At 62.4% G+C, this 12480-nt stretch carries 14 protein-coding genes; 7 read left to right on the top strand and 7 right to left on the bottom strand.

The genetic code is table 11. From position 1 onward, the window contains the following. Positions 1-39 precede the first annotated feature (39 nt). The 4 genes from C5L13_RS04920 to C5L13_RS04905 all read left to right on the top strand — a co-directional run bounded on the left by C5L13_RS04920 (position 40) and on the right by C5L13_RS04905 (position 3256). Positions 40-816: an adenosylcobinamide-GDP ribazoletransferase gene (locus C5L13_RS04920; protein ID WP_105382615.1), complete on the top strand. Its 777-nt coding sequence runs from the start codon at positions 40-42 to the stop codon at positions 814-816. Positions 817-835: 19 nt separating this feature from the next. Next, positions 836-1057 (top strand): DUF1289 domain-containing protein, encoded by a 222-nt coding sequence (locus tag C5L13_RS04915; RefSeq protein ID WP_105382161.1) that lies wholly within the window; start codon positions 836-838, stop codon positions 1055-1057. After that, entirely contained in the window at positions 1054-1758 is a 705-nt protein-coding gene (locus C5L13_RS04910; protein WP_105382160.1) for a TIGR02281 family clan AA aspartic protease, read from the top strand. The genes C5L13_RS04915 and C5L13_RS04910 overlap by 4 nt, the downstream gene beginning before the upstream one ends. A 226-nt stretch (positions 1759-1984) precedes the next feature. Beyond that, complete coding sequence (locus C5L13_RS04905; protein ID WP_105382159.1) at positions 1985-3256, top strand: D-alanyl-D-alanine carboxypeptidase family protein; 1272 nt, start codon at positions 1985-1987, stop codon at positions 3254-3256. A 78-nt stretch (positions 3257-3334) separates the two neighbouring features. On the opposite strand, the gene C5L13_RS04900 is transcribed toward C5L13_RS04905, so the two are convergent. Beyond that, the gene (locus C5L13_RS04900; RefSeq protein WP_105382614.1) at positions 3335-4321 is read right to left on the bottom strand and encodes an AraC family transcriptional regulator; all 987 of its coding nucleotides are present in this window, start codon (positions 4319-4321) and stop codon (positions 3335-3337) included. Between the two features lie 136 nt (positions 4322-4457). Between C5L13_RS04900 and C5L13_RS04895 the strand changes: the two genes are divergently transcribed. Then, positions 4458-5675, top strand: coding sequence for an MFS transporter (locus C5L13_RS04895; protein ID WP_105382158.1), 1218 nt, complete (start codon positions 4458-4460; stop codon positions 5673-5675). 24 nt (positions 5676-5699) lie between these two features. Here C5L13_RS04895 and C5L13_RS04890 read toward each other — a convergent pair whose 3' ends face one another. The 6 genes from C5L13_RS04890 to C5L13_RS04865 form a co-directional block, all read right to left on the bottom strand. Further along, complete coding sequence (locus C5L13_RS04890; RefSeq protein ID WP_105382157.1) at positions 5700-6461, bottom strand: ABC transporter permease; 762 nt, start codon at positions 6459-6461, stop codon at positions 5700-5702. Then, positions 6458-7384, bottom strand: a complete 927-nt coding sequence (locus tag C5L13_RS04885) for an ABC transporter ATP-binding protein (RefSeq protein WP_105382613.1) — start codon at positions 7382-7384, stop codon at positions 6458-6460. Before C5L13_RS04885 ends, C5L13_RS04890 begins: the two co-directional genes overlap by 4 nt. A 451-nt stretch (positions 7385-7835) precedes the next feature. Beyond that, positions 7836-8486, bottom strand: a complete 651-nt coding sequence (locus C5L13_RS04880) for a glutathione S-transferase family protein (RefSeq protein WP_105382156.1) — start codon at positions 8484-8486, stop codon at positions 7836-7838. A gap of 96 nt (positions 8487-8582) precedes the next feature. Beyond that, the gene (locus C5L13_RS04875; RefSeq protein ID WP_105382155.1) at positions 8583-8843 is read right to left on the bottom strand and encodes a hypothetical protein; all 261 of its coding nucleotides are present in this window, start codon (positions 8841-8843) and stop codon (positions 8583-8585) included. A gap of 341 nt (positions 8844-9184) precedes the next feature. Beyond that, positions 9185-9508 (bottom strand): MmcQ/YjbR family DNA-binding protein, encoded by a 324-nt coding sequence (locus C5L13_RS04870; RefSeq protein ID WP_105382154.1) that lies wholly within the window; start codon positions 9506-9508, stop codon positions 9185-9187. A gap of 8 nt (positions 9509-9516) precedes the next feature. After that, the gene (locus C5L13_RS04865; RefSeq protein ID WP_105382153.1) at positions 9517-10950 is read right to left on the bottom strand and encodes an extensin-like domain-containing protein; all 1434 of its coding nucleotides are present in this window, start codon (positions 10948-10950) and stop codon (positions 9517-9519) included. 237 nt (positions 10951-11187) lie between these two features. On the opposite strand from C5L13_RS04865, the gene C5L13_RS04860 reads away from it, so the two are divergent. Continuing rightward, complete coding sequence (locus C5L13_RS04860) at positions 11188-12048, top strand: AraC family transcriptional regulator (RefSeq protein ID WP_245423250.1); 861 nt, start codon at positions 11188-11190, stop codon at positions 12046-12048. After that, a complete protein-coding gene (locus C5L13_RS04855; RefSeq protein WP_105382152.1) occupies positions 12045-12473 on the top strand; it encodes a DUF1801 domain-containing protein in 429 nt (142 codons plus the stop codon). Before C5L13_RS04860 ends, C5L13_RS04855 begins: the two co-directional genes overlap by 4 nt. Positions 12474-12480 lie beyond the last annotated feature (7 nt).

Below are 12480 nucleotides of genomic sequence, written 5' to 3'. Positions count from 1 at the left end.
CTTTGCGTTTCTCATAGTCGGGGACTCACGGTGGGACAACTGCCAAACACAAGCGAATTCGTCGCAGACCTTGCACGCTCGATCGGTTTCCTGAGCCGTCTGCCGGTACCGGACCGTTTCTTCAAGGGCCAGGACGGCTCGATCTCGCGCGCCGTACGAGCCTTTCCGGCGGCCGGGTTGGCCATCGCGGCTCTCCCCGCGCTCGTCCTTTTCCTCTTCGCTCCCGGCGATGCCCTGACCGCAAGCCTGATCGCCCTCGCGCTTCTGGCGCTTCTGACGGGAGCGCTCCACGAAGACGGCCTCGCCGATGCGGCCGATGGTCTCGGCGGCGGGCGGGACAAGGAACATGCGCTTGTCATCATGAAGGATAGCCGCATCGGCAGCTACGGCGTGATCGCGCTTATCCTATCTTTCGGGCTGCGCGCGAGCGCGCTTGCCGTCCTTTCGCGTTACGAGCCGGCGGCCGGCGCTCTTGCCGTACTCGCCGCTGCGGCCGCCAGCCGGGCGCTCATGGTCGCGCACTGGCACGCGCTGCCGTCCGCCCGGGAGGCAGGAGTGGCCGCCAGCGCCGGTCTGCCCGGGACAGCCGCACGTAATGTCGCGCTCTTCAGTGGCGCCGTCCTGGCCTTTGTCCTCCTGGTACCCCTTCTGGGGCTGCCCAAGGTTCTTCTGTCGCTGATCGTCGCCGGCGCCCTCTGCTTCGCTTTTACCCGTTATGTGCGCGGCAAGCTCGAAGGGCATACGGGCGATACGATCGGGGCCAGTCAACAACTCTGCGAGATCGGCATGCTTGCCACTCTTGCTCTCGTCATCTGAACTCACGATATAGATTGACATGATTTCACCCTGCATCCTCGTCTGCTCCATCGACATCAAGACCGGCTACTGCTTCGGCTGCGGGCGCACGCGCGAGGAAATCGCCGCCTGGATGGACTACACGGACGCCGAACGGCTCGCACTGATGGAAACACTGCCCGCACGGCTCGAGACCGTCGAACGGAAGCCTCGCCGGGAAACGAAACGCCAGCGTTTGGCCAGGGAGCGCTACGACGCATGAACGCCCTCACGCTCATCCTCCTCGTCCTCGGCGCCGGACTGGCATTGCTGATCTTCAATCATGACGCGGGTCAGACCTTCGGCATCGCCAATGACGATTTCGGCCAGATCATCTATCTGCTGCCGATCGCCGGCCTGCTGTCGGTCGGCATCCTCTCCGGTCGCCGCGGCAAATCCAGCGAAGTGCTACGAAACATCGCCATCTGGCTGCTGATCGTCCTCGGACTGGTTGCCGCCTATCTCTACCGCGACGACGCCCGCAGTTTCGGTGCCCGCATGACCGCAGGCTTGCTGCCCGGCACGGCAGTGTCGGTGACCACCAGCGAGGGCGGCAACGAGGTGATCATCCACAAGACGCGCGGCAGCCATTTCCAGACCAATGTCCGCGTCGACGGCAAGGTGCTGCCGATGCTCGTCGATACCGGAGCCAGCACCGTGGTGCTCTCCTATGAAGACGCCCGGGCGATCGGTCTCAATCCGCAGGCTCTCGACTTTTCAGTCAGCGTCATGACGGCCAACGGCCGCGCCATGGCCGCGCCCGTTCGCCTCGACGAGATCGCCATAGGACCCATTGCCCGAAAGAACATCCGCGCAATGGTCGCAGAGGAAGGGCGGCTTGACGAAAGCCTGCTCGGCATGAGCTTCCTCTCCACCCTCGGTTCCCTGCAGATGCGGACCGACGAGCTCCGGCTGAGAGACTGACGGCCGTTCAAAGGTTCCTCGGTGACGCCTCGCAGCCATACGCCCCTTCCCTTACATCCATCTACAACTTTTACGCTTAATAATTATTAATTATATCCTCAGGTTGACTCTCGCCGCAATTATGGCGATTATAGTTCATCGCCTTCGCGCGAAAGCATTCTGAAAGCATCACCAAGACCATCTTCAGTATTTTCTCATCGTTCCTTTAAAAGTGGGAGGACAACCTATGTCGTCGCCGCACCAGCGAGACGTGGATATTGCTCATCTTCATCTCGTGGTCAGGAAGGCGGCGCGGCTGGTCGTCGAGAAACTCAATGACGAAGGCTTTCCCTTCCGGATATTCGAGGGTTTTCGCTCTCCCCAGCGACAGGAATTTCTCTATGCGCAGGGTCGGACGCGTCCAGGTCCGATCGTGACAAAGGCGAGACCGTGGAGATCCTACCATCAGTATGGACTGGCAATCGATCTGGTACTGTTCGTGAACGGGCAATGGAGCTGGAAGACCAGCGGCGAATATCGCGACGCCTGGAAAAGAATGCACCATATCGGTGAGAGCCACGGCCTCGAAGCACTGTCCTGGGAGCTGCCGCATCTGCAGATGGCCGGGCTGGATAGCGGCGATCTGGCGAATGGCCAATACCCGCCAGGCGGCGACGAGAGCTGGGCCGAAAACCTGGAAGCGGCGATTGCCGGCTGGTCCGGCACGCCCGCCGCGCCGAGGGTACCGGACGAGATACCAAGCCGCCCGCCGTTGCCGATGGAAGCCCTCGTCGCCACCGAAACCTTTACCCAGTCCAATCCGCTGCCCGAAGTCGGCCAGCAAGGCTGGCATCGCAAGTTCAACGGCATCGAATGGCGCTTTGACGAGGACGGCGTCTATATTCGTGATTATGCCGGAGGCCAGAAGCCCTTGCGCAGTTCGGGCGCTCCGTTGACCTGCCGCGCCATATGGGATGCGTTCAGCGTGCAGATCGACCTGATGGCCCGCCGCTTCCGCATTCCTCCCGAAATCATCATCATGACCATCGCCGCGGAAGCTGCGGCCTATCGTGCCCAAGGTTTCACCGGGCCTTCGACTTTCCGCTGGGAGGCGCATGTCTGGAACAGGGATGTGAACCCTCCGGTGCAGGGGGACTACAGCGCCGGTCCGATGCAGACGCTCGCCACCACGGCGCGGTGGGTGATCGACGCGCAATCGCTTCCCTATCACAAGTTTCAGGTGGCACCCGTCTATCCGCTGCGGCCTTCGCCTCCGCCGGCAAGCCATCCTCTCTACGACGCGACGACCAATATCGAGATCGGCACGGCTGAGATCAAGCAACGCTTTGGTCTGACGGGGGCCGACCCCATCCTCGTTGCGGCGGCCTTCAACGCCGGCGGCCTGTATGAAACCGACACCAACGCGTGGCATCTGCGCAGCCACGGCAATCATCTGGACCGTGCCGCACAATGGTTCGGCGACGCTTGCGCCGTTCTGAAGGAGGTCAGCCTGCGGTAGCATTGAGTTCGTTGCGCACCCGTCGCACCGGCGGAGACCCGACCGCGCGGCGAGAGGCAAATCGAAGAGGAAATCCGATCATCGCGAGGCGGGATACATGGCCATACCCATTGGACCGAGGTCAGCCAAATCCCGAACCGCTTCGTCGCCATCGCCCTTTTTGCGGAACTGGCTTGGCGAGGCGCCTATGATGCGCTTGAAGGCGCGGCTGAACGAGGCTTCCGCGTCGTAGCCCAAACGCTCGGCGACGACGGAAACCCGCATCCCCTTACCGAGCCATTGGCGCGCCTGGTGCATGCGCACCCGCGCCACGTAACGCGCAGGCGTTTCGCCCACCACCCGGAGAAACCGTTCGGCAAATCCGGAGCGGGATACGCCCATGATCCGCGCCAAGGCTGCCACGCTCCAGTCCCGTTCCGGCTGCAGGTGAATGGCCGCCAGCACGCGGCCGACCTCGGGATTGCGCACCGCCGCGATCCAGCCCGTCGTGTCACCGCAACCGTGTTCGACCCAGGTGCGGATCAGGGTGGCTGTCAGAACGTCCGCAAGGCGCGCCAGAATTCCGCCGGCGCCCACACGGTCCATCTCCACCTCCCGAGCCATCGCATCGAGAAGATGGGGGATCGACGGCTCGTTCTTGGCAAGATCGCTGGTCAGCATCACTTCGGGCATGAGCTGCAGCAGCGGATGAAGCTTGTCGATATTGAAGCGCATCGAGGCGGTCAGCGCCACCGTACCGCCGCAGGCATGCGCGCATTGCACGTCGAATACCCCCTGGCAGACTTCCTTGCGGCCGAACCGGTCGAAGGGCAGCGCCGGAATGCCGGGTTCGCTCGCCAGCACATGCGCATCGCCGCGCGGCAGAAGCGCTGCATCGCCCGGCCGCAACGCCAGCCACTCCCCGGAAGGCGTCTGCAGCCATGCGGAGCCCGACGAGATGAAATGGAACCGCGCCGCCTCCTGGGCCGGAAACGACGTCGCCCAGGGCTCGGCCAGCCTGCAGCGGCCATATTCGACGCCGTCGAGCCGCAGCCCGCGCAACATCTCGGTCAGCGGATCGGTCACGTCTACGGGTTCCATTTTGGACGAACGGTCAAGCATGTCGGATTTCCTAGCATAGAAAGTACAGACTGTCACGCCTAAGTCTGGTCCAACCCCCGACGGGGAACTGTGCCACCTCCCAAACACAGGAACATGAACCATGACAGACAGCACTTTCGAAGAGGATGATCGCGTGGGCGATACGTCCGGCTCCGACACCAAGGCCCGGTGGGATGCGGTCATCTCGCTCGCCCTCGGCGTCTTCGGGCTCGTGACGGCGGAATTCCTGCCGGCAAGCCTGCTCACCCCCATCTCCGCCGATCTCGGCATCAGTTCCGGCACCGCCGGCCAGACGGTGACCGTGACGGCCGTCGTCGCAGCGTTCGCCGGCCCCGGCGTCGTCATCGGCACGCGCAGTCTCGACCGGCGCTGGACCCTGTTCGGGCTGAGCGCCCTCCTCATTATCTCCTGCATATTGGCCGCGCTTGCCAGCGGTCTGCCCCTGCTTCTCGTGTCGCGCGTCCTGCTCGGGATCGGGCTTGGCGGTTTCTGGGCCATGTCGGGCGCGCTTGCCATGCGGCTCGTTCCGCTCGACCACCTGCCGCGCGCCATGGCGATGATCTTTACCGGCGTATCCGTGGCGACGGTTGCCGCCGCACCGCTCGGCGCCTATATCGGCTCCACCCTCGGCTGGCGGGCCGCCTTCGTGCTGGCCGCCGCGGTGGGCGTGCTGGCGCTCATCGTGCAGGCCGTCACCATGCCCGCGCTGCCGCCTGCCGGACATGCCGGGCTCGGCACGCTTGCGGCCGTCCTGAAGCGGCCGAAGATCCGCATCGGGCTCTTGGCAACGCTGCTCATCGTCGCCGGCCATTTCGCGGGCTTCACCTATATCCGCCCCTATCTGGAAGAGGTTCCGCGGCTTGACGTCGAGATGATCTCGCTCGTCCTGCTCGCCTTCGGCATCGGCGGCTTCTTCGGCAATATCGTCGGCGGCATGATCACCGAACGCAGCGCGACGCTCGGCGTCGTCTTCGCCTCCGGGCTTATCGCGCTCACCGCCGTGATCCTCGTTTCCGCCGGAGTTTCGTTCACGGCGTCCGCCGTCGCGGTCACCTTGTGGGGTTTTGCCTTCGGGGCGCTGCCGGTCAGCATCCAGAGCTACATTACCCGGGCGGCACCCGACGAGGCGGAAAGCGCCGGCGCCCTGCTGCTGACGACCTTCCAGGTCGCCATCTCCAGCGGCGCCGTGCTCGGCGGGCTGCTGATCGACGTCCAGGGCCCGCTCGGCGTGATGACCTTCCTCGGCATCGCATCCATCCTGGGCGCGTCTGTCATGGTTGCGCGTGGCGGACGCCAGCTCCAGCTCAGCGAGGGCTGAACCGGATCGACCTACCGGCTGCGGTCAGCTCCGCAGCCGGTAGCCGGTGTGGAAGATCCAGCCGAGAATGGAAAGGCAGATGGCCAGGAACAGACCCACCATGCCGAGGCTGAGCAGCGGATTGACGTCGGCGATCTCGTAAAAACTCCAGCGGAAGCCGCTGACCAGATAGAGCACAGGATTGAAATGGCTGACCGCCTGCCAGAAGGGCGGCAGCATGTCGATCGAGTAGAAGCTGCCCCCCAGGAAGGTCAGCGGCGGTACGACCAGCATCGGCACGATGTTGAGCTGCTCGAAATTTTTGGCCCAGATGCCGATGATGAAGCCGAACAGGCTGAACGTGACGGCCGTCAGCACCAGGAAGACCGCCATCACGAACGGGTGGGCGATCGAAATGTCGACGAAGAAGGACGCCGTCGCCAGAATGATCAAGCCGATGATCAGCCCTTTGCTGGCCGCCGCCCCCACATAACCGATCAGGATCTCCGTCATGGCGACGGGTGCCGACAGGATTTCGTAGATCGTGCCGGTGAATTTCGGGAAATAGATGCCGATCGAGCCGTTGCCGATGCATTGCGTCAAGAGCGTCAGCATGATCAGCCCCGGCGTGATGAAGGAGCCGTAGGAGACGCCCTCGATCGACTGGATGCGGGAGCCGATCGCCGTACCGAAGACGATGAAATAGAGGGAGGTGGTGATGACCGGCGATATGACGCTCTGCAGCAGCGTCCGCCGCATGCGGGCCATCTCGAAGAAATAGATCGACTTGATTGCCTCGACGTTCATGCCTGTTCTCCCACCAGCGCGACAAAAATGTCCTCTAGCGAACTCTGCCGCGTGGAAAGATCGCGGAAATGAATGTTCTCTGCCTGCAGCATTGAAAGGAGCGAGGCGATACTGCCGTCCCCCTCCTCGCCCTTGTATTCGTGAAGCAGCGCCGCGCCGTCTTCCGAAAGCGTCAAATTGTACGGTGAAAGGCTGTCCGGAAGGATCTTCAGCGGCTCGGCAAGCTCCAACCGAAGCTGCTTGCGTCCGAGCTTCTTCATCAGAGCCGTTTTCTCCTCGATCAACAGCAGCTTGCCGCCGTTGATGACGCCGACCCGGTCGGCGATCTCCTCCGCTTCCTCGATATAATGGGTGGTGAGGATGATGGTGACGCCGTTTTCCCTCAGCCTTTCGACCACCTGCCACATTTCGCGGCGCAGGTTAACGTCGACGCCGGCGGTCGGCTCGTCGAGAAACAATATCTGGGGTTCGTGCGCCAGCGCCTTGGCGATCAGAACGCGCCGCTTCATGCCGCCCGAAAGCTCGCGCAGCATATTGTCCTTCTTGGCCCACAGCGACAGGTCCTTGAGGACGCTTTCGACGAGTTCAGGGTTCGGCTTCTTGCCGTGCACGCCGCGGGAAAAACTGACCGTGTTCCACACCGTCTCGAACATGTCGGTCGTCAGTTCCTGCGGCACCAGCCCGATCATCGCCCGTGTCTGGCGGAAATCCCGCACCACGTCGTAGCCGCCGACCAGCACCTTGCCGCCCGAGGGATTAACCAGCCCGCAGACGATCGAGATCAGGGTCGTCTTGCCGGCGCCGTTCGGCCCGAGCAAAGCAAGGATCTCGCCTTCCTCGATCTCGAGGTCGATGCCTTTCAGCGCTTCAAAACCGTTACCGTAGGTTTTGGTCAGATTTTGGATGGAAACGACGGAAGCCATGCGAACGGGTCTTTGCGGATTCGATTTGCGAGAAGTGCCGCCAATATAGGCAGCCCTTTCCTTGAAACCATCCCCACCTGGGCGAATATTGCGTTCGCTTTTCTTGACCAATCGCCGTGGAGGTCATCGCCGCAAAAGACAATCGGCAAGCTTGTGCCGAAGATGCGCACGAGAACGCGTCGGCAGCATTTCTTGCAAAGGTTGTCATTTTCCCGTGACGTTCATGCAGCATTGTCCCGCCAGGCAAGCAACGGTCCCGCTTTTCCCGCCGCACTCACCCCTTGCGTGACCGGCATGTTTCAGATGTTTGTTTTTCGCTTGCCGGATTGGTTCTGATATTGCGTAAGAGAGTTCATTTCGGAGGCATGGCTGCTCCCCGCAAGTCGATCTCCGCCCTGGCCGGCCCCAGTGCCGGCTTCTTTTTTTTCGCAGGCTTCGAGAGCGAACCTCGTCAGCCGGTCGATAGGGCGGTGAAGACAGCCAATTGAGCATCGAAGGCCCGCTTGTATGCGGGCCGCGCTTCGCCGCGGGCGACGTAGGCGGAGAGGTTTGGATATTCCTCCAGCAGACCCGATCCCTTCAGCCTGAGCAGCACCGAGACCATCAGCAGGTCGCCGGCGCTGAAGGCGCCATCGAGCCAGTCGGCATTGCCGAGGCGGCTGGAAAGGCCGCTGACCCGCATCCGGATGTTTTCCTCGAGGACACGCAAGCGCTGCTCGTACCAAGGCTCATCATGCTCGAGGATTCGCGCGAGAGCGCGGTCGAAGATCGGCGGCTCTACCGTGTTGAGCGCGGCAAACATCCAAGCGATCGCACGCGCCCGAGCATTCGCATCGTCCGGCAGCAGGCCCGCATGGCGCTCGGCGATATGGAAGACGATCGCCCCCGATTCGAACAGGGCGAGATCGCCTTCCTCATAGGTCGGAATCTGCCCGAAGGGATGAAGTGCCAGATGCGCTGGTTCCTTCAGCGATTTGAATGAAAGAAGACGAACGTCGTAAGGCTGGCCCACTTCTTCGAGCGCCCAGCGAACGCGCATGTCACGCGCCAGACCCTTGCCTCTGTCGGGCGACCGTTCGAAGGCGGTAATAGTGATGGTCATTATTGCTCTCCATAGCCTGTCTGTCTTGAAGACGACCGGCTAAGCGAGGTTCCGACATCAGGTGTTGGGATAGAGCCACGAATGGAAGGCGGTGGATCAGAGGCGCACGTTCATGGCCGCACCGAACAGACGAGATCGGCCCTCTTGGTCGATGTGCAGATCCACGCCGAATTCATCGATCGCGAGCGTGAGTTTGTCCACCTTGTCGAACTGCTGCACCTTTTCGTCGAGCACGGCGTCCGCCAGGTGTTTCGTGGTCACCGTCAAGTGACCACGACTGTGCAGAAGGTGGATGTGTTTCAGGATCCCCCTCCCCATCTCGAAATAGAATTCGCTCTCCAACCGTTCCAACGTCATCACGCCCCCAACTGGAAGCACCTCTCCCGATACAACTCTATCCCTTCTCGCGGCATGGGCACAATTTGCAGGCCCGCATCCTTTCGGATGAGGTATTTTGCCGGGAGAAAGCCTCGGGTCGCCGCACGAGGCCTTGGCCCCTAAACCCTTTGATTTAGTTGACTTGCAATCTCCCCGATGACCTCCTGTCGCGGCAGGAGGAGACTGGCTCGGATTCGACGAGATTCGATCTCTTCTCGTTTCAGGCCGGCTGGTCTTGCGTCTGGTGGGGGACTCGCGCCTCGGCGGACCAGCGCGAGCCCCCCGTCCTTCGAGACGGAACGCAATCCCGACCGGTGGCCCTAAGACCTGCGCTTTACCGGAAGTGCATGTTTCCAAGCCGTCTCCAGCGCGTTGCGAAGATCGGTCTCGTTCAACTCGGAAAGAATGGCCGTCGTCCAGCCCTGCCGTCCCCAGGCATTGTCGACGGGGGAAAAGGCGGTCGGCAGGACCGCGCATTTGAGGCTTTGTTCGTCGGGCTTGAACTTGAAGTTCGCCGTCAGGCCGTCCCCTGCGAGCGTCACGTAGATGCGTGCGACCTTGAAGGCCGCCCTGTCAAAATGCGGCGCCTCGACGGTTCCGTCGAGGGAAAGGGCAAGGCGGCGGAGCAATTCGGCGTTTGCCATCGGCGCTCTCAGCTGCAGAAGCGCCGGCCGCTCTTGCGGGAGCGCAGGTCGAAGTGGAAATGGTTCCAGTGTTCGGCATTGCTGCCCGGACCGAGAACCGTGCTGAAATATTTGCAGCTGTCGCTACGTACCGATTTCAGCAACCCGCCCTCGCGGAAGGAGAAAAGCCCTTTCTTCCGCACATCGATTTCGTGGCCGTTCTTGAGCACGATCTGGCCGATGTCGATGGCGTTGCCGCGCGCATGTTCCGACATCGGGTTGTAGCGCTGGCGGCTGTTGTTCATCCGGCGGCAGGAATAGCCCCCCATCGGCACGATTTTGCGAACGCCCGTCAGATAGCGGGTGCGGGCCGAAACGGCGAGCTCGTTCTTCACCCATTTCGCAAAGGCAAGCGTCGTCTGGCAGTTTAAGGTAACGGCGGGCTTCACGTCGATGTTGCCGGACAGCCCGGCGAGCTTGACGGGGTAGTTGATGCCGCAGCTCGGGCCGTTGGAAATGCGCGGCAGATCGTTGAATTCCACACCGAGGCGGCGCAGTTCCGACCGGCAGCTTACTTCCGACTGGGGCATGGCGCCTCTGAGCCATGGCTGATCGCGCTGACTCATCGGTCCGCTGTCGTTCATCGGGTTGTTGGGGCGCAGCATCGCCACCTCCTGGGTATCAGCGGCAGGCGTGCGGCTTGGCGAAACGACACGGGATCCATCGCCCCAGACCATGCCGCCGTTTGCACCATCTCTCTGCAGTCCGGCACCCCGGCGCTTCGGTGGCACGACGACACGATCGTCGGATATCGGTTCGGAGATCGGCTGGCGGCGCGGCTGCAGCGCCACCGGCTCGTCGGTGCCGATACCGTCGACCACGGGCTGATCGCCGACGCCTTCCGCGATGTCGGTATCCTGTTCTTCGGCAAGACCGGTAATATCGCTTTCGTCAGGCCCGAACCCTAGCTCGGCGTCCATGTTGACGCCTTCTTCCGGAATGGCGGTGGAGCCGCCGGGCGGGTAGCTGTTCTGCCCGGCAGATGCCTGCTGCAAAGCCTCGTCGCTGTCGATCATCGGCAGCCGGCCCTGGCGCGGCGTGGGCGCTGGCTCTCTCGGATTACCCTGCTGAGAGGACGCGGCGTTGAGGGGCGCAGATTGCACCTGCTCGGGCACCCGCAGGTAGTGACCGCTGTCACCGACATAGGCATCCCCCGGTCCCGAAGCATTGCGGGAATATCCGTAGTCGACGGAACTGGCCTGCGAAACCGGTGCCCGGCTCATCTGATAGGCCTGCTGCGACATCGGCTCGGGCGGCAGGGATCGCATCGGCTCGATTGCGCCGACGCGCGTACCGCTGTCGATCGACGCCGGCGGCACCAGATCCCCCGAGGAACAGGCGACCAGCATCGACGAAATCATCAGCGGGGCTATGACCCGCCGGGAAAGGGAAGCATACGCCATACCAGTTGCCACTCTTCCGGTGCCGAAATGACACAGGTTTCCAGTTTAAGCAGAGGCGGTAAATGAACCTTTGAGAAATCAAGGCCTTTTCGGGGCGTTATGGTGCCGGATCGAGGCAAGGGCCTCTTATCGGCCCAAAGCTGGAAGACCCCTAAAGCGTTTGCTCGGCACGCCATTTCCGCAGGATTTGCCTGTCCGCATCGTGCAAATCTCGTTACGATTTCGATGGAGGACTCCATGCTCAAGGTGCAGACCCACGAAGATTATCTTGCCCGCCTGAACCGGGTCCATGATTACGTTTATGCGCATCTTGAGGACGATATCTCCTTCGATCGATTGGCCGAGGTCGCCTGCCTGTCCCCCTATCATTGGAGCCGGATCTACTCGGCCATGCGCGGAGAGACCATCGTCGCGACGATCCGCAGGCTAAGGCTTCAGCGCGCCGCCGACCGGCTGGCCAATTCCGATCTTGAAATAGGACTTGTCGCCGCACATGCCCGCTACAGTTCGACCGACACATTTGGGCGAGCCTTCCGGGAGGCTTTCGGCGTAAGTCCCGCCGCCTATCGGGCGAAGGGCTCGCACGTTTCCTTCAAGGCCGCCAGTGCGGCAAGCGATACGCACGGCTTTCCGGTGACGGTGGAAACCGTGCCGGAACGGCACTGCGCCAGCATCGGCCACACCGGCTCCTATATAACCATCGACCATGCCATGAGCCGTCTCTTCACCGAACTCGCAGCGCGCCGGATCCTGCCGCCGCAACCCGCCATGATCGGCGTGTTCTTCAACGATCCCGATCTCGTGCCTGAAGCGGAATTGCGTTCGCGCGCCTGCCTGCCGCTGGCAAGGTCCGTGGTGATCGAAGCTCCGCTTGAAACGACAGTGCTGCGCGGCGGGCTGCATGCGAAGCTGAACTACACAGGCCCGTATGCGGGTATGCGCAGCGCCTATCGCTGGTTTCTAGGCGTATGGCTGCCGGCTTCCGGTCACGAACCGGATGACGCTCCCATCTTCGAGGCCTATCTCGACGATCCGCGCGAAGTGCCACAACATGAACTGCGTACCGATATCCACCTGCCCCTCAAGGCCGCGCCATGACAAGCCCGCCCGTCGCAGCGCTCGTCGGCGAAGCGTTGTCGCGCTACCCTGAACCGGTGCGGGCGCGTCTTCTTGAGATCCGCGAGGTGATCTTTGCGGTCGCAGCCGGAACCGAAGGCGTCGGCGCGCTCACCGAAACGCTCAAATGGGGGGAACCGGCCTATCTGACGGAGGCAAGCGGAAGCGGGACAACCATCAGGATCGGCACCACGAAAACGGCGCCCCGGGACTGCGCCGTGCTGTTCAACTGTCGGACTACACTTATCCGGACCTTGCGAACCCGTTTTGCCGAAGATTTTGCATTCGAGGGCAATCGCGCGCTCATCGTCCCGGTCGCCGGACCTTTGCCCCATGAGCCGCTGGCATTCTGCATTCGCGCGGCGCTGACCTATCATCGTCGGGCAAGTGGGCTTTATCGCCGTTGAAGTGTCA

The sequence above is a fragment of the Neorhizobium alkalisoli genome, from assembly GCF_002968635.1.
GTDB classification, from domain to species: domain Bacteria; phylum Pseudomonadota; class Alphaproteobacteria; order Rhizobiales; family Rhizobiaceae; genus Neorhizobium; species Neorhizobium alkalisoli.
The sequence above is the reverse complement of the archived record's forward strand: the minus strand, read 5'-3'. Positions and strand labels throughout refer to the sequence as shown.